This is a genomic window from Nocardiopsis suaedae (assembly GCF_027706745.1).
Taxonomy (GTDB): domain Bacteria; phylum Actinomycetota; class Actinomycetes; order Streptosporangiales; family Streptosporangiaceae; genus Nocardiopsis_A; species Nocardiopsis_A suaedae.
The window spans coordinates 15,496-35,452 of record NZ_JAQFWP010000006.1 but is presented as its reverse complement, the minus strand read 5'-3'; the positions used below and the strand labels follow the sequence as shown (position 1 = coordinate 35,452).

Genomic DNA, 19,957 nt, shown 5'->3' with positions numbered 1-19,957 from the left:
CGCGTCAATACCACCTCCGGCGGTTTTTTCCGGGTCCGGGAGTGTAGGATCGCCGGAAGTCGCTGAACCGGTTCATAAACCCGTCCTCCCCCGGACGGGAAAGGAGGGCGGGGTGCGACGCCCCACCATCGCCGACATCGCCCGCAGGGCCGGGGTCTCCCAGGCCGCGGTCTCCTTCGCGCTCAACGGCCGCCCCGGCGTGTCGGCGGCCACCCGGGACCGCATCCTGGCCGCCGCCGACGCCCTGGGCTGGCAGCCCAACACCGCCGCCCGGTCGCTGTCGGCGGCCGCGGCCGGGGCGGTGGGACTGGCCGTGGCGCGCCCCGCCCGCACCCTGGGGGTCGAACCGTTCTTCATGCAGTTGATCTCGGGGATCCAGGCCGAGCTGAGCGAGCGCGGGTACGCCCTGCTGCTGGACCTGGTCGAGGACGTGCACGCCGAGGCGTCGGTCCACCGCCGCTGGTGGGCCGAGCGGCGGGTGGACGGGGTGCTGCTGGTGGACCTGCGCACCGGCGACCCGCGCCCGGAGGTGCTGCGCGAGATCGGCATGCCCGCGGTGCTGGCGGGCGGCCCCGACCCCACCGGCGCGGTGCCGGGGGTGTGGGTCGACGACGCGCGCGCGATGACCGCGGTCGTGGAGCACCTGCACGGTCTGGGCCACGAGCGGCTGGCGCACGTGTCCGGGCCGCCGGTGATGGAGCACAGCGCCCACCGCGCCGAGGCGTTCGGAGCCGCCGCGGGGCCGGAGGCGGCGCGCGCGGCCACGGACTTCAGCGACGCCGAGGGGGCGGTGGCCACCCGGGGGCTGCTGCGGCGGCGCCCGCGGCCCACCGCGATCGTCTACGACAACGACGTGATGGCGGTGGCGGGCCTGTCGGCCGCCCGGCAGGCGGGGCTGTCGGTGCCCGGGGACCTGTCGGTGGTGGCGTGGGAGGATTCGGCCCTGTGCCGCCTGACCCACCCGACGCTGACCGCGCTGACCCGGGACGCCTTCCGCTTCGGCGCGGCGGCCGCCGCCCGCCTGCTGGACCTGGTCCGGCACGGCCCCGGCGGCGGTGCCGTCGGCGACACCGAGTTCGAGCTGCCCGAGCTGGTGGTGCGCGAGAGCACCGCGCCGCCCCGCCCGAACGGAGGATGATGGACCCCACCCCTGAGCACACCTCCCCCGCCCCTCCCACCGCACCCGCCTTCCCCGGCGTCGACCCCGCGTGGCTGGCGGCCGAGGAGAGGCGCGTGGTCGGCTTCGCCCGCGCGGCCGCCCTGCCCGAAGGCGGCTTCGGCTGGCTGGACGAGGCCGGGCGCCCCGTGCCCGGCGGCACCGCCCACACCTGGATCACCTGCCGGATGACGCACGTGTTCTCCCTGGCGCACCTGCGCGGGGACCGTGGGGCCGCCGCGCTCGCCGACCACGGTGTGGCGGCGCTGCGCGGGCGGCTGCGCGACGCCGGGCACGGCGGCTGGTTCGCCTCCTCGGATCCCGGAGCGGGCGCCAAGGGCGCCTATGAGCACGCCTTCGTCGTTCTGGCCGCGTCCAGTGCCGCGCAGGCGGGCCGCCCCGGGGCGGAGGAACTGCTGGCCGAGGTGCTGGGGGTGGTCGAGGAGCGCTTCTTCGACACCGCCGAAGGCCTGTGCGTGGAGGGCTGGGACCGGGCCTGGCGGGAGTGCGAGGCCTATCGGGGCGCCAACAGCAACATGCACATGGTCGAGGCGTTCCTCGCGGCCGCCGACGCCACCGGCGGGCAGGTGTGGCGCGAGCGCGCGCTGGGCATCGCCGACCGGCTGATCCGGGGCGAGACCGCCGCGAACGGGTGGCGGCTGCCCGAGCACTTCACCCCGGACTGGACGCAGGACCTGGACTACAACCGGGAGGCGCCCGCCGACCCCTTCCGCCCGTACGGCACGACGGTGGGCCACTGGCTGGAGTGGGCGCGCCTGCTGGTGAACCTGGAGACGGCACTCGGCCCGGAGGCCCCGGCGTGGCTGCTGGAGGACGCCCGGCACCTGTTCGGCCTGTCCTGCGGGCACGGGTGGGCGGTCGACGGCTCCGACGGGTTCGTCTACACCCTGGACTGGCAGGACCGGCCGGTGGTGCGGGAGCGGATGCACTGGGTGGCGGCCGAGGCGACGGCGGCGGCCGCGGTGCTGTGGGCGCGCACCGGCGAGGAGGGGTACGCGGAGCGGTACGGCCGGTGGTGGGGCTTCATCCGGGAGCACCACCTGGACGGGGTGCACGGCGGGTGGCACCACGAGCTGGCGCCGGACGGGTCCCCGTCGTCGACGGTGTGGCGGGGCAAGCCGGACGCCTACCACGCCTACCAGGCGGTGCTCATCCCGCGCCTGCCGCTGTCGGGTTCGGTGGCCGGGGCGGTGGCGGCGAATGCGGGGGCGGACCCAGCGGACGGCTGACGTCCCCGCACCCGGCGGCGTCCGCGGAAGGGGCGGAGCCTTCGGCGGCTGCGGTCCGGCGGCGGTCCGGCGGCGGCGTCACGCGGTGCCCGCAGTCCCGCCGATGGGCACGGCGGGCGTACCGCGGGTGTCCGGAGCGCGTCCCCGGTACGCACGGCCCCGGCTCCGCTCCTCCACGCGTTCGGGCCCCCGCCCCGGTGCGGTCGGGGCGGGGACTTCGGAACGGCGCCACAGGCGCCGGGGCGCGCCGCCGCTCAGGACGTGGAGTCGAGGACGAAGTCGAAGGCGGCGGCCCTGCCCGCCCCGTCGTCGCGCACGTCCATCAGCAGGCGGGGGTCGAAGATGAGGTCGGTGTCGTTGCGGGGCTCGCCCGGGAAGTAGAGCTGCGTGGTCAGCACCGGACGGGACGGCGCCTGCACCTTCACATGGATGTGCCGGGTGCGGCCCGGATACAGGCCCGGGACGATGGTGGACAGCGCGAACGCGCCGTCGGCGCCGGTGTACTGGTGGCCCCGGTAGCGGTAGCCGGCGTTGTCGTAGGCGCCGTAGTAGTCGGCTTGCCAGAAGTCGAGCAGGGCCCCGGCCACGGGGCGGCAGTCGCGGGTGAAGACGAGGCCGGTGACCGCCAGTGCCATGCCGGGGTCGCCGGGGATCCTCAGGTCGCCGGTGCGCGGGGAGTCCGGTTTGAAGTAGGGGCCCTCGGTCTGCGGCGGCGTGGGGTCGTCACCGTCGTCGCAGGCCGGAGTGGGGTCGAGCATCCGTTCGCCGACCCGGTCGCGGGCCAGGGCGGGTGCGGCGCCGGCCCCGGCGGCGCCGAGCACGGCGCCGGCGGCCAGGGCGGCCTTGAGCATCGTCTTGCGGGTGGGCGTGCTGTCGGTGCTGTCGGCCACGGCGGGCTCCTCCTGCGGGGTGGGGAGGGGACGGAAGAGGGGGCGCGGGATCCGGCCGGTACCCCTCGGGAGCCCTGAGACTACGCCGCGTCACCTCCCGTGTGCGATGGACGTTCCGCGGGCGGCGTTGTGCTTGCCGCGGGTCCCGTGTCGATGCGGGCCGCGGTGCGGAAGGCGCCGGGGGTGGTGCCGGTCTCGCGGCGGAAGAAGCGGCAGAAGTAGGCGGGGTCGGTGAACCCGGAGGCGCGGGCGACGGCGGCGACGGTGAGCCGGGTGCAGGCCAGCAGGCGCTTGGCCTCCAACAGCCGGGCCTGGCGGAGCAGGGCGCCGGGGGTGCGGCCGGTGGCGCGTTTGACCGCCTCGCCCAGGTGGCCGGGGGTGACGCCGAGGGTGTCGGCGATGCGCTCGACGGTGGCGCCCGCCTCCAGCGCGGCGGGGCCCTCCAGCGTGTCCAGGTACCGCCCGGCCAGGCCGGTGGCGGACTCGGGTGCGTCCGGCCGCAGGTCCGCTCCGTCGTCCGCCCGCGCGGCGCCGCCCGCTGCCCCTCCCCCGGCGCCGGGCGGCCGGGCGGCGCGCACCAGCAGGACGTGCAGCAGCGCGCGCACGACGGTGGCCATGCCGGGGCGGCGCTCGTCGAACTCGCGGGCGATCTCGGTGACGACGGCGGCGGCCTCGGCGTGCTCGCGGGGGCCGAGCGCGGTCCAGGTGCGCTCGGCGGCCAGGCGGCGCAGCAGGTCCCGGTCGTCGGGGCGGTCGAGCAGGAAGGCGTCCTCCAGGAGAAGCACGTACCCGTCGAGGCCACGGGCGCCCTGCCAGTGGTGGACCTGTCCGGCGGCCAGCACCCCCAGGTTGGGCGGGGTGACCGGCAGCGGGCGGGTGTCGACGACGTGCAGGCCGGTCCCGGAGGTGACGAGCACGATCTCGTGGAAGGTGTGCCGGTGGGGGTAGTCGGCCCGGGAGAGGGGGCCGATGCTGTCGAAGGTCCCCACGGCGAAGGGCAGCAGGTGGGGCGAGGGGACCTCCAGCCGGTGCAGTTCCAGCGCGGGGTGGGCGGCCATCCGGGGCCTCCATGAGGAAAGGCTCTTTACGGAGAGAGGCGGGGTGAGGAAGCCTAGCCCGCCGCGGCCCCGGCGGGGCGGCCGCCACCCGCGCCGCCGCCCCGCTCCCCGGTGCTCAGTAGCCGACGGTGAAGCGCTCGCCGACGTGGGCCGGGGTCTCGACCTCGTCGATCAGGGCCACGGCGTAGTCCTCGGCGCTGATGCGGCTCTCGCCCTCGCCGTCCACCACGAGGTCCTCGGTGGCGGTGCGGTAGGCGCCGGTGCGCTCGCCGGGGGCGATGTGGGCGGCGGGGCTCAGGCTGGTCCAGGGCACGTCGGACACGGTGCGCAGGAAGTCCAGGGCGTCGCCGTGGGCGTGCATGATGTCCAGCAGCCAGTCCGGCAGGCCGGGGGCGTCCCAGACCTGGGAGCCGTCGGCGGTGCGGAGGCTGCCCGCGCCGCCGACCATGATCAGCCGGGGCGCCTGGTCGCCGAGCGTGCGCAGGGCCTCGACCAGGGCGCGGGCGGAGGGCTCGACGAGCGCCCTGTGTCCGGCCCCGTCGCCGCCGCCGATGGCGCTGACCAGGACGTCCTTGCCCTTGGCGGCCTCGGCGACCGCGGCGGTGTCGAGCACGTCGCCGGTGGCGACGGTGAGCCCGTCGTCGGCCCGGTCGACCTTGGCGGGGTCGCGCACGACGGCGGTGACGGTGTGCCCGCGCCGCAGGGCCTCGTCGACGATGCGCGATCCGATGGTGCCGTTGGCTCCGATGACGGCGATGTCGGCCATGGCGGGTCTCCTTCGACGGTGGTTCCGTTCGGTGTCCGCCAGCAACACTAACGAGTGGTTAGTACTTACGAAAGTGCAGTACGTGCGATCTGGATCACGGCAATGCGGAGGGATGGGGAGGTATCGTGCTCAGGTGAGTTTCGAGGACCTGGCCTACGACGTGTTCCAGAAGCGCTGCCCGTCGCGCTCGGCGCTGGAGCACATCACCGGCAAGTGGGCGGTACTGATCCTGGGCGCGCTCGCCCAGGGGCCCGCGCGCTTCGGCGCACTGCGCAGGCGTGTGGACGGGGTGAGCGAGAAGATGCTGTCCCAGACGCTGCAGACGCTGGAGCGCGACGGCTTCGTCCACCGCGAGGTGCACCGCCAGATCCCGCCGCACGTGGAGTACTCCCTCACGGCCCTGGGACGGGACGCCGCCGCGCACCTGATGACGCTGGTGGAGTTCCTGGAAGACCGCATGGACGAGGTCGAGCGGGCGCGCACCGCCCACGACGCCCGCGGGGAGTAGGGGCCCAGACGACAGCGAGGCGCCCGCCCCGGCGCCCTTACAGGGCCGGAACAGGCGCCTCGATGATCGAAGACGGCCCCGGGCGGGATCACCCGTCCAGGAGTCCGGGCACGGAGGCGACGGCCACAGAACGCAGCCGATCTCCATCGGTGCGCGCGAGGATGCGCTCGCGCTCGGCTTCAGCGACTCCACACCACGCGACTCCAGACCCTCGAGCAGCGACCCGGTTGCTCTCGCCCTCCCCCTGCTCGGCGAAGCGGTCCGTCACGAGTCCACCGGGTCAGGTGTCGTAGCGGGCCATGTCCACGGCGCCTTGGAACCAGGCGGGCGGCCGCAGGCCCAGCCGGAAGGCGAGGGTGGCCGCCGCCAGCATCGCGACCATGGACGTGTCCCGCAGAGCCATGCCGACCCTGCCGGTGCGCGGCGCCACGAAGCCGGTGGAGTACCCGCCCACGCTCTGAGAGCTCTTCACGAAACCGCGCATCGCCGCCTCGTAGGCGGCGAACGCGCGCACGTGGTCGCCGTCGGCGGCGGCCAGCTCGCCCGCCAGGACGATCGCGCCGACCAGGCCCAGCACGCTGCCCTGGCCGGTCATCGGATCGGGGCAGAAGGCCGCATCCCCCACCAGAGCCACCCGCCCCTTGCTCCACGCGTCCATCCGGATCTGCAGCGACGGCGCGAAGTGGACGTCCTTGGCGTCCCGCATGGCCTCCACCAGCCACGGCACCCGCCACCCGAGGCCGTCGAAGAGGCGCTCGACGAACGCGTCCCGCTCCTCCGGGGTGAACACGCGGGTGTCCATCGGGCGCGCCGCGCGGAACAGGAAGAGCCCTTCGAGCAGCTCGTCGCCGGGGAAGGCGCTGATGGCGCAGCCCCGGTAGGGCCCCGGCCGGAACATGACCTTGCCGCGGACGCCCAGCGTGTTGGGCGTGCTGAAGATGACCAGGTGGGTGCCCAGGTAGTGGGAATGGTCGGCGGTGGTCCCGCCGAAGACCAGGCCCCGGACGTTGGAGTGCAGCCCGTCTGCGCCGATGACCAGGTCGAAGCGGCGGTCCGGGCCGCGCTCGAACCGCACGTCGACGCCGTCGGGGTCCTGGTGCAGGGCGGTGATGGAGTCGTCGTAGAGGTATTCGGCGTCGTCGCGGGCCCGGTCGAGCAGTGCCGCGCACAGCTCGCCCCGCCGGACGGCCAGGCCCGCACTCTCCGGCGGGACCTCCATCCCGTAGGGCCGCCCGCCGTCGAAGGGGTAGAACTCGACCTCGGGGGACAGGTCCCCGACGGCGCGGACCCGGTCGAGCACGCCCGTCCGCCGCAGGGCCTCGATCCCGGGCTCGGCGACCTCGAGGCGGTGGCCGGCCGTACGCGGCTTGGGTGCGCGCTCGACGACGGTCGGCGCGAAGCCCTTGCGGCAGAGCCAGTGGGCGAGAGTGGGGCCTACGACCCCGCAGCCGGAGATGAGGACGGTGGTCGCCATGGTCGCTCCCAAGGGTGGAGGGCTTTCCCCATGGTCGCCCCCGGCGCTTATGGAAGGCTGACAGCGCTGAGGGGCCGCTGACGCCGGGCGGACAGGGCCGGACGGACCGGGCCGCGCCGTCACAGCGCGGGATCGGCCTCCCCGGTGACCCCGTCGGCCATCTCCTCCACGACGCGCAGCGCGGCGTAGTGGTTGGAGGCGCCCCAGTGGTCGTAGTCGGCGGCGTAGACGCGCTCGTCCCGGACCGCGCCCAGTTCGGCCCACACACCCGAGCCGTAGGAGGTGGGGGCGTCCTCGTAGCCGCTTCCGGAGAGTACGAACAGCACGTCGGCGTCGGCGCGCTCCAGGTTCTCGTAGCTCTCGGAGATGAAGTCGCGGTCGGCGTCGGGCTCGTCGTGGCCTTCGGGACGGGCCAGCCCCAGGTCGTCGGCGATCTGCCCGGGGAAGGAGGCGGGAGTCTCGATGCGGATCTCCTGCGGGCTCTGCAGGCGCAGGAGGGACACCTCGATGGCGGAGGGGTCTCCCGCCTCGTCCTCGATGCGGGTGCGGGCCTGGTCGACGGCGAGCCGGTACTCCTGCTCGGCGGCGTCGGCCTCGTCGGGGACGCCGAGGACGTCGGCGACCTCGGCCAGGTGGCCGCGCCAGGACTCGGTGCCGGTCCATTCCAGCAGGACCGTGGGGGCGATGGCCTCCAGCTCGGGGAGGGTCTCGGCCTGGGCGCCGAGGTCGGTGGAGACGCCGATGACGAGGTCGGGGTCGGCTTCGGCCAGGCGTTCCAGGTCGACGTCGGCTTCGGCGGGTGAGCCGGAGACGACGGGAGGGGCCTCGGCGCCGTCGGGCAGGAAGGGGGCCAGGCCGCCGTCGTCGGCGGAGGGGTCGCCGAGCGAGCCGACGACGTCGGCCCCGAGCCGGGTGGCGGCGGCGAGGGTGGGCCGCCACAGCACGGCGACCCGCTCGGGGTCGGCGGGCACCTCGACGGGTCCGGCGGCGGAGTCGACCGTGCGGGTGTCCCCCGCCGGAGCCGGATCGGCCCCCGACGTGCACCCGGCGAGGACGACGAGGAGGGCGGCGAGCGGGGCGGCGACGGTGGGGGATACGCGCATGCCGAGATGATATTCGGTTAGCCTAACCTCATCAATATCGGCCCAGACCCCGGTTCTGCGTGTCCCTGACATGGACGGCCCGCTCCGCCTTCGCGACCTCCGCACAGCCGGACTCGCGGCCACTGTGCGCCGACTCGGCCCCTGGCCACGCCTCTAAGGGACACCCGCTCCACCGGGAAAGACGTCACGTGCCCCGGACTCCCCCGCCGGATCCACGTCGTCCGCCTCGGCCTGACCGTGGACCGGGTCACCGGGACCCTCATCACCGGTTGACCTCCGCCGACGCCTCCTCCGGGGCCGAGCGGGCCAACCGCGCCAACACCTCCAGGGCCGCATTCAGCTCCCCCTCGCCCGGGGCCACCAGCGCCAGCCGCACCGCCGCCGGGGAGCGCCCCCGTCCGACCGCGAACGCCGACGCCGGGGTCACCGCGATCCCCCGCCGGGCCGCGGCCGCCGTGAACGTCTCCGCCCGCCACCGCTCCGGCAGCTCCCACCACAGGTGGAACGCACCCGGGTCGGCCGTGACCGCCTCCCCCTCCAGGCACGCCGCGGCGATGCCCTGGCGCCGCTCCGCCGCCCGCCGCTTGCCCTCGACCAGCCCCGTGACCGTCCCGTCGGCGACCATCCCGGCCGCGGTCTCCAACGCGAACCCCGTCGCCGCCCACGTCCCCGACCGCAGCGCCCCCGCCACCCGGTCCCGCAGCCGCGGCGGCGCGCACGCGAACCCCAGCGTCAGGCCGGGGGCCACCCGCTTGGACAGGCTGTCGGTGACTACGGTCCGCCCCGGCGCGTGCGCCGCCAACGGCTCCGGTCCCGGCTTGAGGAACGCGTACACCGCGTCCTCCACCGCCGCCAGGTCCAGCTCCTCCACGGCCCGGGCGATCGCACGCTTGCGGTGCCCGGACATGGTCGCCCCCAGCGGGTTGTGCAGGGTCGGCTGCAGGTACACCGCCCGCACCGGCGCGGCCCGGTGCACCTCGCGGAGCGATTCGGGCACCATCCCCTCCCCGTCCACGGCGGCGGGCACCGGAACGATGCCCAGCCGCGCCGCGATGCCCTTCACCACCGGGTAGGTGAACTCCTCCACCGCGACCCGCTCCCCCGTCGGCACCAGCGCGGCCAGCGCCGCAGCGATCGCCTGGCGCCCGTTGCCCGCGAACAGCACGCCGTCCGGGTCCGGGGTCCAGCCGCCCCGCGCGAGCAGGTCCGCGACCGCCCGCCGCAGGCCGGCCCCGCCCCCGGCCTGCGGCGGGCGGAGGGCGCCGTCGAGCGCCCCCGGGCGCAGGAGCCGCCGGAGCGAGGCGGCGACCGCCTCCTCCTGCCCGTCGAGCACCAGGTAGTTCAGCTCCAGGTCGACCAGCGCCTCGCCGGGCTCGGCCAGTGCGGTGTCGGCGGGCGGCGGCCCGGCACGCACGTAGGTGCCGCGCCCGACCTCGCCCACGGCCAGGCCGCGCCGCACCAGCTCGCCGTAGACCCGGGCGGCGGTGGAGGGGGCGATGCCCTGCTGCCGGGCGAAGCGGCGCTGCGGCGCAAGGCGCTGCCCCGGCCGTAGCCGCCCCCGGGCGATGTCCTCGGCGATCGCGTCGGCGACGGCCCGGTAGTCCTCCGCACCCACTGGCCCTCCTTCCCCGCTCCGGCCCCTCCGCTCGGATCTCGGAGCGGTTGCGCATTGCTCCGAGAGCATTCCAGGCCATTGCTCCGAGGTCGAGCACAGGCCTAGCGTCGGCCCCGCGGCCCGCACGTCCCCCTCCGCCACCGCCCACCGGAAGGTCCCCCATGTCCGCCCTCGACGACCTCGGCCCCGAGGACGGACCGCCCGTCCTCCTCTTCCACGGCCACCCCTTCGACCGCTCCATGTGGCGCCCCCAGGCCGAACGCCTCGCCTCCGCAGGCCACCGCGCCCTCGTCCCCGACCTGCGCGGCTACGGCCAGGCCCCGCCCGCCGGGCACGCCACCCCCTTCGACGCCTTCGCCCGCGACGGCGCCGCCCTGCTCGACCGCCTCGGCCTGGAGTCGGCCGTGGTCGGCGGGCTGTCCATGGGCGGGCAGATCGCCATGGAGTTCCACCGCCTCTTCCCCGACCGGGTGCGCGGGCTGCTGCTCGCGGCCACCTCCGCCCCGCCGGAGACCCCCGGGGGCCGCGACCGGCGCGACGCCGCCGCCGACCGCGTCCTGGCCGAAGGGATGGACGCCTACGCGCACGAACTGCTCTCCGGCATGCTCGCCCCCGCCACCGCCGGCCGCGACCCCGACCTGGCCCGGTACGTGCTGGAGATGATGTGCGCCGCACCGCCCCAGGGCGCCGCCGCCGGGCTCCGGGGACGCGCCCGCCGGGCCGACCCCCGCCCCTCCCTGGCCCGCGCCGCCGTTCCGACCGTGGTCATCGTCGGCACCGAGGACCCGTTCACCCCGGTGGAGGAGGCGCGCGCCATCCGCGAACTGGTCCCCGGCGCCCGGCTCACCGTGCTGCCCGGCACCGCCCACCTGCCCAACCTGGAGGACCCCGAGGGGTTCGGCCGGGCGCTCGACTCCCTGTCGGAGACAATCACCCCATGAGCACCGACGAGCACACCCTCTTCATCACCGGCGCCAGCTCCGGCTTCGGCGCCGCCATCGCCCGCATGTTCACCGGGCAGGGCCACCGGGTGGTGGCCGCCGCGCGCCGCACCGAGCGGCTCGCCGCGCTGGAGAAGGAGCTGGCGCCGCTGCTCCACCCCGTCGCTCTGGACGTTCGCGACCGCGACTCCGTCATGCGGGCGGCGGCGTCGCTGCCCGCCGACTTCGCCGCCGTCGACGTGCTGGTCAACAACGCGGGGCTGGCCCTGGGGCTGGGGCCCGCGCACGAGGCCGACCCGGACGAGTGGCAGCGCATGGTCGACACGAACTGCGCGGGGCTGATGAACTGCACCCGCGCGCTGCTGCCGGGCATGGTCGACCGGGGGCGCGGCCACGTGGTCAACATCGGCTCGGTCGCGGCCCACTACCCCTACCCGGGCGGGAACGTGTACGGCGCGACCAAGGCGTTCGTCAGCCAGTTCAGCCGCAACCTGCGGGCCGACCTGCACGGCACGGGGGTGCGGGTGACCTGCGTGGAGCCGGGCCTGACCGGCGGCACCGAGTTCTCCGAGGTGCGCTTCTCCGGCGACACCGAGCGCGCGGCCGCGCCCTACGCCGGGACCGACCCGCTCACCCCCGAGGACGTGGCCGAGGCGGTGCACTGGGCGGTGTCCCTGCCCGCGCGGGTGAACATCAACACCGTCGAGATGATGCCGGTGGTCCAGAGCACCGGCCCACTGCGCGTCCACCGCGAGGGCTGAGGCGCCCACGGCCGCGACGGCCGTCAGCGCCGCCTGCCCCGGTACCCCATCTCCGCTGAGATGTCCGCGGCGGCGCCCTGCACCCGCGGCACGAGTTCGCGCATGCGCTCGGCCGGCATGTAGGGCGCCGTCGCCGAGACGCTCACGGCGCCCACGACCGCGTCCGACCCGTCCCGCACCGGCGCGGCGACACAGCGGATCCCCGGCTCGTTCTCCTCCATGTCGTAGGAGTACCCGCCCGCGCGGTAGTACTCCATCCGCCCCAGGAAGTCCTCCTCGGCCCCCTCGCCCGCCCGGCGCGCCGACGGGGACGCCGCCGCCTCGTCCGCCGGACCCTCCGCGCGCCAGCGCTCGACCCAGCGCTCCCGCGCGTCCAGCAGCAGCGCCTTGCCGATCCCGGTCCGGGTCAGCGGCATGCGCTGCCCTACGCGCGAGCGCATCTCGGCGCCCCGCTGGCCCGGGATCTTGGCCAGGTACAGCACCGACCCGTGGTCCTCCACGGCCAGGTGCACGGTGTCGCGCACCTCGTCGGCGAGCGCCTGCAGGTGCGGAGCGGCCACGCTCGCCAGCGGGTTGGACGCGAGCGCGCCGAAGCCCAGCTCGATGAGCGTAGGCCCCAGGGACAGGCCGTTCGGCGTGTCGCGCAGGTACCCCTCCCCGCGCAGCGTCTGCACCAGGCGGTACAGGGTGCTGCGGCGCAGCCCGGTCCGTCCCTGCAGCGCCGGCACGTCCCGCACGCCGTCGGCCACCAGGCGCACCAGCGCCAGCCCGTTCAGAAGCGTCTGCGCGCCTTTCGGCGCCTCACCCTCGGATCCCATGCGTCCGACTATATGGGACGCCATTGCACACTTTGGGACCCTCTTCCTAGCGTGCGTGAGATGCAGCACCCCCACGAGGCCTCGGCCCCCGCCCTGGTGGCGGTGGACTGGGGCACCACATCCCTCCGGGCCTGGGCCCTGGCGCCGGACGGCGCCGTCCTGGGCTCCGTCCGCTCCCCGAACGGCCTGCGGACGGTGGCCGCCCGCGCCGCCGAGCGCGGCGTCCCCGCCGACCGGGCCTTCGCCGACGCCCTGGCCGAGGCGGCCGCCGCCCTCGGGGCCGAAGGCGCGCCCGCGCTGGCGTGCGGCATGGTCGGCAGCGACGGCGGCTGGTCCCCCGTACCGCACCTGCGGCCGCCGCTCCCGGCCGTCCCCGAGTCGTTCGAGCCGCACCGCGTGCCCGGCGCCGACCCCCCGGTCTGGATCGTGCCGGGCCTGCGCACCTCCCCCGCCGCACCGGACGGCGGAGGCACGGCCGACGGCGCCCCCGACGTCGTCCGCGGCGAGGAGACCCAGGTCCTCGGGGCCCTGGAACGGCTCGGCCTCCCCGAGGAGGCCACCCTGGTCCTGCCCGGCACCCACACCAAGTGGCTGCGGGTCGAAGGCGGGTCCGTCACCGGCTTCACCACCGCCATGACCGGCGAGATCCACGCCGCCCTGATGGAGGGCACCATCCTCGGCGACCCCGCCCGCACCGCCCCCTGCCCCGGGGACACGGAACACCCGGACGCCGGAGGAGCGGCCTTCGGCGCCGGGATCGGGCACACGCTCGCGAACCCCGCCCAGCCGCTCGCCGCGCGCCTGTTCAGCGCGCGCACCCGCCACCTGGACGGCGCGCTCGGCGCGCACGACGTCGCCGAATACGTGTCGGGCCTGCTCATCGCCGACGAGACCGAGCACATGCTCACCCTCACCGGGGCCACCGCCGTCGTGCTGTGCGCGGACGGCGCGCTCGGCCCGCGCTACCGGCGCGCCCTGGAGCGCCGGGGCACCCGGGTCCGGCTGCTGGAGGACACCGCCCGGGACGGCCTGACCGCCCTGGCCCGCGCCTTCGGCCTCCTCAAGGCACCCGCCCCCGAACGACCCGCCGCGAACCCTTCGGAAGGACCGGCATGACCACCGCACCCATCGGCCTGATCGCCATCCTGCGCGGGCTGGCCCCGGCCGAGGCCCCGGCCGTCGGAGACGCGCTCTACAGCGCCGGCCTCCGCGCGATCGAGGTCCCCCTGAACTCGCCCGACCCCCTGGACTCCGTGCGGGAGCTGCGCGCGCGGCTCCCCGGGGACTGCCGCGTCGGCGCGGGAACGGTGCTCTCCCCCGCGCAGGTCGCGGCCGCCGCCGACGCGGGCGCCCGGATGATCGTCGCCCCCAACACCGACCCCGCGGTCATCTCCGCCGCCGCCGAGCGCGGCCTGGACTGCTACCCGGGCGCCGCCACCCCCACGGAGGCCTTCACCGCCGTGGCCGCCGGGGCGTCGGCGCTCAAGCTCTTCCCCGCCGACCACATCGGCGTCTCCGGCATGAAGGCCTGGTCGAGCGTGCTCCCCACGGGCACGCCGCTGCTGCCCGTGGGCGGCGTCGACGAGTCGAACCTCGGCGAATGGCTGGCCGCCGGAGCCGCGGGGGCCGGGATCGGCTCCTCCCTGTACCGGCCGGGGGACGCCCCCGGCGCCGTCGCCGAGCGGGCCCACGCCCTGGCCGCGTGCTGGGCCCGGCACACCCGCTGACGGACACCGCGCCCGCAGGCACCGCCTGCGCGCACCACCCGAAAGGCCCGCACCCCATGAAGATCACATCCATCACCACCTATACCGTCCCCCCGCGCTGGCTGTTCGTGAAGGTCACCACCGACGAGGGCGTCACCGGCTGGGGCGAGCCGGTCCTGGAGGGCCGCGCGGCCACCGTCGCCGCGGCCGTGGAGGAGCTGTCCGACCACCTCGTCGGCAAGGACCCGCGCTTCATCGAGGACCACTGGACGGTCATGTACCGCGGCGGGTTCTACCGCGGCGGCGGCCTCCACATGAGCGCCCTGGCCGGGCTCGACCAGGCGCTCTGGGACATCAGGGGCAAGGCCCTGGGCGTCCCCGTGCACGAGCTGCTCGGCGGGCGGCTGCGCGACCGGATCAAGGTCTACTCCTGGATCGGCGGCGACCGGCCCGGCGAGACCGCCGAGCAGGCCGCCGACGCCGTCCGCCGCGGCTTCACGGCCGTGAAGATGAACGGCCCCGAGGAGCTGCAGTACATCGACTCCCACGACAAGGTCGACACGGTCGTGCGCAACGTCGCCGAGGTCCGTGCGGCGGTCGGCCCCTCCGTCGGCATCGGCGTGGACTTCCACGGCCGGGTGCACCGCCCCATGGCGCGGGTGCTCCTGCGGGCGCTGGAGGAGTACGACCCGATGTTCATCGAGGAGCCCGTGCTCTCCGAGCACGTCGACGGGATCGCGGACGTCCTGCGCGCCTCACCTGTGCCGATCGCCCTCGGCGAGCGCCTGTACTCCCGCTGGGACTTCAAGCGGGTGCTCTCCTCGGGCGTGGCCGACATCGTCCAGCCCGACCTGTCCCACGCCGGGGGCATCACCGAGGTCCGCAAGATCGCCGCCATGGCCGAGGCCTACGACGTCGCGCTGGCCCCGCACTGCCCGCTGGGACCGATCGCCCTGGCGGCCTGCCTGCAGGTGGACGCCGTCAGCTACAACGCGGTCATCCAGGAGCAGAGCCTGGGCATCCACTACAACACCGCCAACGACCTGCTCGACTACCTCGCCGACGCCTCGGTGTTCGACTACTCCGAGGGCATGGTGGCGATCCCCTCCGGCCCGGGGCTGGGCGTGGACATCGACGAGGAGTACGTGGCCGAGCGCGCCCGCGAGGGCCACCGGTGGCGCAACCCGGTGTGGCGGCACACCGACGGCTCGTTCGCGGAGTGGTGAGGCCGATGAGCGACACCGCCCCCACCGCCGCCGCCCCGAAGCGGCCGCAGTCCGTGCGCGCCTCCCGCGCGCGGCTGGTCATCGCCGCGATGCTGTTCGTGTCCGTGGTGATCAACTACCTCGACCGCGCCAACCTGTCGGTGGCGATGCCCGCCATCGCCGACGAGCTGTCCCTCTCCCCGGCCCAGCAGGGGCTGCTGCTGTCGGCGTTCGGCTGGACCTACGCGGCCCTGCAGATCCCCGGCGGGTGGCTGATCGACCGGGTGCCGCCGCGGGTGCTCTACCCGGTGTGCCTGATCCTGTGGTCGCTGGCCACCGGCTTCATGGGCGTCTTCGCCGGGTTCGCGGCCCTGATCGTGCTGCGCCTGCTGGTCGGCGTCTTCGAGGCGCCCGCCTACCCCATCAACAACCGCGTCGCCACCAGCTGGTTCCCGGAGAAGGAGCGCGGCGGCGTCATCGGCTTCTACACCTCCGGCCAGTTCATCGGTCTGGCGCTGCTCACCCCGGTGCTGACCTGGCTGCAGTCGGCCTTCAGCTGGCACTGGATCTTCATCACCACCGGCGCGGCCGGCGTGGTGTGGGGCGCGGTGTGGTGGCTGGTCTACCGCGAGCCCAAGCGGATGCGCACGGCCAACGCGGCCGAGGTGGAGCACATCCGCGAGGGCGGCGGCCTGGTCGACCTGGAGGACGCCCCTCCGCCGCGCAAGGCGCCGTCCTGGCCGGACTTCGCGGCCGTGCTGGCCAACCGCAAGCTGTGGGGCATCTACCTCGGCCAGTTCTGCCTGACCTCGACGCTGTGGTTCTTCCTCACCTGGTTCCCCACCTACCTCGTGGAGTACCGCGGGATGGACTACATCCAGTCCGGGCTGCTGGTCTCGCTGCCCTACCTGGCGGCCGTCGCCGGGGTCCTGCTGTCGGGGTTCGCCTCGGACGCGCTGGTCCGCCGCGGCGCCCCGCTGGGCCTGGCCCGCAAGGGGCCGATCACCGCGGGCCTGCTGCTGTCCACGGCCATGATCGGCGCGAACTTCACCGACAGCACGGCCTGGGTCATCGCCTTCCTGTGCATCGCCTTCTTCGGCAACGGGTTCGCCTCGATCACCTGGTCGCTGGTGTCGGCGCTGGCGCCGCGGCGGCTGATCGGCAGCACCGGCGGGGTGTTCAACTTCGTCGGGAACCTGTCCTCGATCGCGACCCCGATCGTCATCGGCCTGCTGGTCTCCGAGACCAGCTTCGCGCCGGGGTTCGTGTACATCACGGCGGTCACCGTCGTCGGGGTCCTCTCCTACACCCTGCTCGTGGGGCGTGTGGAGCGCCAGCCCGACCCGGAGGAGGCCGCGGGGCCCGCACCCGGGGGCACCGCCTCCGCCTGACGGCGGGGCCGCCTCCGGCTATAGTATTCGGAACCGAATAGTCGCTTCCGAATAAGGAGGTCCCCGCATGCCCGCCCGCAGCGCGGCCGCCAACCCGCTCGCCCTCGCCGTCATGGGGCTGCTCACGGAGAAGCCCATGCACCCCTACGAGATGATGTCCACCCTGCGCGAGCGCGGACTCGACTCCGCCTTCAACCTGAGCACCGGCACCCTCTACGACACCGTCCGCGCCCTGCTCGGGAACGACTCGATCCGCGAGGCGGGCACCGGCGGCGACGGCAACCGCCCCCCGCGCACCGTCTACGCCCTCACCGACACCGGCCGCACCGCCTTCACCGCGCGCCTCGACACGCTCATCCGCGTCCCCGCCGACGACGAGTACCCCAAGTTCGTCTCCGCCGTCGCCTACATCGGCGCCCTCGGCACCGAAGCCGCCGCCGACGCCCTCGCCGAGCGCGCGGACCGGCTCGCCGAGCGCGCCGAGCGGCTGCGGAGCGGCCTCGACTCCGCCCTCACCGACTCCGGCCTGCCCCGCCTGTTCATGATCGAGACCGAGTACGCGCTGCACATGATCGCCGCCGAGCGCGAGTGGGCGCTCGCCACCGCCGGAGAGCTGCGCTCCGGCGACCTGTCCGACGGCCTGCCCGACCGCCCGGAGGAGCGCCGATGACCCGCCGCCTGACCGCCGACGTCCTCATCGTCGGCGCCGGTCCCGCCGGACTGCTCCTGGCCGTCGAGCTCGCCGCCGAGGGCGTGGACACCCTCGTCGCCGAACGCGACCCGCGGCGCCCCCGCCGCTCGCGCGGCTTCACCCTCAACGCCCGCAGCCTCGACCTGCTCGCGCGCCGTGGCCTGGCCGCCCCCTTCCTCGCCGAAGGCCGCCCCGTCGCCCACGCGCCCTCGGTCGGCCTTCCGGTCACCGCCGTCCTGGACGGCGCCGCCACCGACCACCCCTTCACCCTGGGCATCCCGCAGCTGCGCGTCGAGGAGGTCCTGGAGGAGCACGCCCTGGCCCGCGGCGCCCGCCTGCTGCGCGGCCACCGACTCGACGCCCTGCGCCAGGACGCCGACGGCACCACCGCCGCCGTCACCGTCGACGACGGCCACAGCAGCCCGGGCGGGAGCGCCGCCTCCCCCGGCCCCGTGGAGATCTCCGCCGCCTTCACCGTCGGCTGCGACGGAGGCCGCAGCACCGTCCGCGAGCAGACCGGGATCGGCTTCCCCGGAACCCCCGCCACCACCTGGACCCTGCTCGGCGACGTCGTCCCCGCCGACCCGGCCGACCTCCCGCCCGGACCGCACACCGGCCCCGGCGGCAGCGTCTTCGTCCTGCCCCGCCCCGGATACGTGCGCGCCATGCTCACCGACCCGGCCCCGCCCGACGACCCGCACTCCCCCGTCGCCCCCGGCCTCTTCGCCGAGGCCCTGGAGGGCGCCCTGGGCCGCCCGGTCCCGCTGGCGGACCACATCTGGCTCACCCGCTTCGGCGACGCCGCCCGCCTCGCCGACCGCTACCGCGACGGCCGCGTGCTGCTCGCCGGGGACGCCGCGCACATCCACCCGCCCGCCGGAGCCGTCGGCGTCAACGTCGCCCTCGAAGACGCCCACAACCTCGGCTGGAAGCTCGCCCGCAGCGTCCTGGGCACCGCCCCGGACGGCCTGCTCGACACCTACGGGTCCGAACGCCGCCCCGCCGCCGAACGCGTCCTCGCCCACACCCGCGCCCAGGCGCTCCTCAACGGGGACGAACCCGGCCTGCGGCCGCTCGCGGACCTGCTCACGCACCTGCTGTCCCGCCCCGGGGGCCCGGCCTCGCTCGCCGAGGCCCTCGTCGGCCTGGACACGTGCCACCCCATGGGCGCCGAGGACCCCGGCGCCCACCCCTGGCTCGGCCGCCTGGCCCCCGACCTCGACCTGGTCGCCGAGGGGCGGCGGGTCCGCCTGTCCGAACTGGTGGCCGAGCGGCGCCCGCTCCTGCTCGCCCTCAACGGCGCCCACGTCCCCGACGATGTCCGGGAGGCCCAGCAGGCCGGGGTCCGCACCGTCGGCGCCTACTGCGCCGCCGCCCACGGCGCGGCCGCGCTCCTGCTCCGCCCCGACGGCCACACCGCGTGGGTGCGCACCGGCGACGGGCGCCAGACCGGTGACCTGGCGGACGCCGTGGCCCGCTGGTGCGGCAAAACCGATGGCGGCGTCCCCGAGCCCGCTGCCAGACTTCGGCCGTGACCGAGACAGACACCATCGACACCGAACCCCGCGTGGCGCTCCTCCTCGGGCAGCTCGACACCGCCTGGGCGCTCTTCGAGCACCACCTGGAGGGCATCGACGACCGTGCCGCGCTCTGGGAGCCCGCCCCCGGCGCCTGGAGCGTCCGGCCCGGCCCCGGCGGGGCGTGGACGCCCGACTGGCAGGTCGCCGAACCCGACCCGGCGCCGCCCGTCACCATCGCCTGGACCATGTGGCACATCAGCTACTGGTGGTCGACCGTGCACGAGGTCTGCTTCGGCGGCGGCGAAGCGCCCGAGCGCACCTCCATCGCCTGGCCCGGGAGCGCGGAGGCGGCCGCCGGGGAGCTGCGCGGACTGCACGCCGCCTGGCGCACGGCGCTGGAGGGGGCCACCGCCGCCGACCTCGATTCGGCCGACCGGACCGCCGCCCTGCCGTGGCCGGTCACGATGACCCTCGGCGACGCGGCCGGCTGGGTCACCGTCGAGCTGACGAAGAACGTGGCCGAGATCGGCCTGCTGCGCCACCTGTACCTGAACCGGCCCGAGCGATCCCAGCGGCCCGAGCCGCGTCCCGAGGCCTCACAGGGCGCCGGTGAAGAACGCCCATAGGGGCAGGAGCAGATCGAAGGCCATGACGGCCAGGAAGAGGACATAGACCACGGCCCGGGAGAGGCGGTGCACCACCCGGTCGAACCGCCCGACCCGGCCGCCGGGCTCGTCCGCTCCGCCGTCCTCGTCCCCGTGCGCGCGCACCACCCAGAACGCGGCGGCCGCGGTGGCGGCGACGGCGGCCACCAGGATCGCCCACAGGTCCCAGGCCCCCAGTCCGATGGCCCGCTCGACGGGCGCCCGGAAGAAGAGGAGGAGCGGGAGCGAGGCGACGGCGGCCGTCCCCGCGGCCGCGGCGACCGCGGTCGCCGCCAGCCCCGCGGCGAAGCCGAGCACGGGGAACCGCACCGCGAACCGCCGGGGAAGGGGCGTGCGGGGCGCGGGCGCGTTCTTCGGCGGTTCACCACACATGGCGGCCTCCCGTGGGTCTGGGGTCCCACAGTATTGCGCCGCGCTCTGACACCGGGGAGCCCGCCGC

General features: G+C 75.5%; 20 protein-coding genes and 1 pseudogene. 12 read left to right on the top strand and 9 right to left on the bottom strand.

Annotated elements, in window-relative coordinates; all coding sequences use genetic code 11:
* The first annotated feature begins 112 nt into the window (after nt 1–112).
* Both O4U47_RS04885 and O4U47_RS04880 read left to right on the top strand, forming a co-directional pair.
* Complete coding sequence (locus O4U47_RS04885) at nt 113–1,138, top strand: LacI family DNA-binding transcriptional regulator (protein ID WP_270676326.1); 1,026 nt, start codon at nt 113–115, stop codon at nt 1,136–1,138.
* Nucleotides 1,138–2,406: an AGE family epimerase/isomerase gene (locus tag O4U47_RS04880; RefSeq protein WP_270676325.1), complete on the top strand. Its 1,269-nt coding sequence runs from the start codon at nt 1,138–1,140 to the stop codon at nt 2,404–2,406. The genes O4U47_RS04885 and O4U47_RS04880 overlap by 1 nt, the downstream gene beginning before the upstream one ends.
* A 254-nt stretch (nt 2,407–2,660) precedes the next feature.
* On the opposite strand, the gene O4U47_RS04875 is transcribed toward O4U47_RS04880, so the two are convergent.
* From O4U47_RS04875 to O4U47_RS04865, 3 genes are all read right to left on the bottom strand, one after another.
* Complete coding sequence (locus O4U47_RS04875) at nt 2,661–3,257, bottom strand: dioxygenase family protein (RefSeq protein WP_270676420.1); 597 nt, start codon at nt 3,255–3,257, stop codon at nt 2,661–2,663.
* A gap of 119 nt (nt 3,258–3,376) precedes the next feature.
* Nucleotides 3,377–4,354 (bottom strand): AraC family transcriptional regulator, encoded by a 978-nt coding sequence (locus tag O4U47_RS04870; protein WP_270676324.1) that lies wholly within the window; start codon nt 4,352–4,354, stop codon nt 3,377–3,379.
* Between the two features lie 115 nt (nt 4,355–4,469).
* Complete coding sequence (locus O4U47_RS04865; RefSeq protein ID WP_270676323.1) at nt 4,470–5,120, bottom strand: NAD(P)-dependent oxidoreductase; 651 nt, start codon at nt 5,118–5,120, stop codon at nt 4,470–4,472.
* 133 nt (nt 5,121–5,253) lie between these two features.
* Between O4U47_RS04865 and O4U47_RS04860 the strand changes: the two genes are divergently transcribed.
* Nucleotides 5,254–5,628 (top strand): winged helix-turn-helix transcriptional regulator, encoded by a 375-nt coding sequence (locus tag O4U47_RS04860; protein ID WP_270676322.1) that lies wholly within the window; start codon nt 5,254–5,256, stop codon nt 5,626–5,628.
* Between the two features lie 280 nt (nt 5,629–5,908).
* Here O4U47_RS04860 and O4U47_RS04855 read toward each other — a convergent pair whose 3' ends face one another.
* The 4 genes and pseudogenes from O4U47_RS04855 to O4U47_RS04840 form a co-directional block, all read right to left on the bottom strand.
* On the bottom strand, nt 5,909–7,102 hold the full coding sequence (locus tag O4U47_RS04855; protein ID WP_270676321.1) for an FAD-dependent monooxygenase: 1,194 nt from the start codon (nt 7,100–7,102) through the stop codon (nt 5,909–5,911).
* A gap of 119 nt (nt 7,103–7,221) precedes the next feature.
* Entirely contained in the window at nt 7,222–8,205 is a 984-nt protein-coding gene (locus O4U47_RS04850; RefSeq protein WP_270676320.1) for an ABC transporter substrate-binding protein, read from the bottom strand.
* Between the two features lie 31 nt (nt 8,206–8,236).
* Nucleotides 8,237–8,326 (bottom strand): annotated as a pseudogene (locus tag O4U47_RS04845) (DUF397 domain-containing protein); the annotation flags it as partial.
* 141 nt (nt 8,327–8,467) lie between these two features.
* Nucleotides 8,468–9,820 carry an aminotransferase-like domain-containing protein gene (locus O4U47_RS04840; RefSeq protein ID WP_270676319.1) on the bottom strand — a complete coding sequence of 451 codons (1,353 nt, stop codon included), beginning with the start codon at nt 9,818–9,820 and terminating at the stop codon, nt 8,468–8,470.
* Nucleotides 9,821–9,981: 161 nt separating this feature from the next.
* Here O4U47_RS04840 and O4U47_RS04835 point away from each other — a divergent pair, with 161 nt between their 5' ends.
* Together O4U47_RS04835 and O4U47_RS04830 are read left to right on the top strand one after the other, a co-directional pair.
* The gene (locus O4U47_RS04835) at nt 9,982–10,761 is read left to right on the top strand and encodes an alpha/beta fold hydrolase (protein WP_270676318.1); all 780 of its coding nucleotides are present in this window, start codon (nt 9,982–9,984) and stop codon (nt 10,759–10,761) included.
* Nucleotides 10,758–11,522 carry an SDR family NAD(P)-dependent oxidoreductase gene (locus O4U47_RS04830; RefSeq protein ID WP_270676317.1) on the top strand — a complete coding sequence of 255 codons (765 nt, stop codon included), beginning with the start codon at nt 10,758–10,760 and terminating at the stop codon, nt 11,520–11,522. Before O4U47_RS04835 ends, O4U47_RS04830 begins: the two co-directional genes overlap by 4 nt.
* A gap of 23 nt (nt 11,523–11,545) precedes the next feature.
* Here the strand turns inward: O4U47_RS04830 and O4U47_RS04825 are convergent, their stop codons facing one another.
* Nucleotides 11,546–12,340, bottom strand: coding sequence for an IclR family transcriptional regulator (locus O4U47_RS04825; RefSeq protein ID WP_270676316.1), 795 nt, complete (start codon nt 12,338–12,340; stop codon nt 11,546–11,548).
* 60 nt (nt 12,341–12,400) lie between these two features.
* Here O4U47_RS04825 and O4U47_RS04820 point away from each other — a divergent pair, with 60 nt between their 5' ends.
* The 7 genes from O4U47_RS04820 to O4U47_RS04790 all read left to right on the top strand — a co-directional run bounded on the left by O4U47_RS04820 (nt 12,401) and on the right by O4U47_RS04790 (nt 19,479).
* Nucleotides 12,401–13,456, top strand: coding sequence for a 2-dehydro-3-deoxygalactonokinase (locus O4U47_RS04820; RefSeq protein ID WP_270676315.1), 1,056 nt, complete (start codon nt 12,401–12,403; stop codon nt 13,454–13,456).
* Entirely contained in the window at nt 13,453–14,067 is a 615-nt protein-coding gene (locus O4U47_RS04815; RefSeq protein ID WP_270676314.1) for a 2-dehydro-3-deoxy-6-phosphogalactonate aldolase, read from the top strand. Before O4U47_RS04820 ends, O4U47_RS04815 begins: the two co-directional genes overlap by 4 nt.
* Before the next feature lie 56 nt (nt 14,068–14,123).
* A complete protein-coding gene (gene dgoD, locus O4U47_RS04810) occupies nt 14,124–15,272 on the top strand; it encodes a galactonate dehydratase (RefSeq protein WP_270676313.1) in 1,149 nt (382 codons plus the stop codon).
* 5 nt (nt 15,273–15,277) lie between these two features.
* On the top strand, nt 15,278–16,642 hold the full coding sequence (locus O4U47_RS04805; RefSeq protein WP_270676312.1) for an MFS transporter: 1,365 nt from the start codon (nt 15,278–15,280) through the stop codon (nt 16,640–16,642).
* A 67-nt stretch (nt 16,643–16,709) separates the two neighbouring features.
* Nucleotides 16,710–17,312 carry a PadR family transcriptional regulator gene (locus tag O4U47_RS04800; protein WP_270676311.1) on the top strand — a complete coding sequence of 201 codons (603 nt, stop codon included), beginning with the start codon at nt 16,710–16,712 and terminating at the stop codon, nt 17,310–17,312.
* Entirely contained in the window at nt 17,309–18,868 is a 1,560-nt protein-coding gene (locus O4U47_RS04795) for an FAD-dependent monooxygenase (protein WP_270676310.1), read from the top strand. Before O4U47_RS04800 ends, O4U47_RS04795 begins: the two co-directional genes overlap by 4 nt.
* A complete protein-coding gene (locus O4U47_RS04790; protein ID WP_270676309.1) occupies nt 18,865–19,479 on the top strand; it encodes a DinB family protein in 615 nt (204 codons plus the stop codon). The genes O4U47_RS04795 and O4U47_RS04790 overlap by 4 nt, the downstream gene beginning before the upstream one ends.
* On the opposite strand, the gene O4U47_RS04785 is transcribed toward O4U47_RS04790, so the two are convergent.
* On the bottom strand, nt 19,450–19,890 hold the full coding sequence (locus O4U47_RS04785) for a hypothetical protein (RefSeq protein WP_270676308.1): 441 nt from the start codon (nt 19,888–19,890) through the stop codon (nt 19,450–19,452). The genes O4U47_RS04790 and O4U47_RS04785 overlap by 30 nt on opposite strands.
* Between the last annotated feature and the right edge of the window lie 67 nt (nt 19,891–19,957).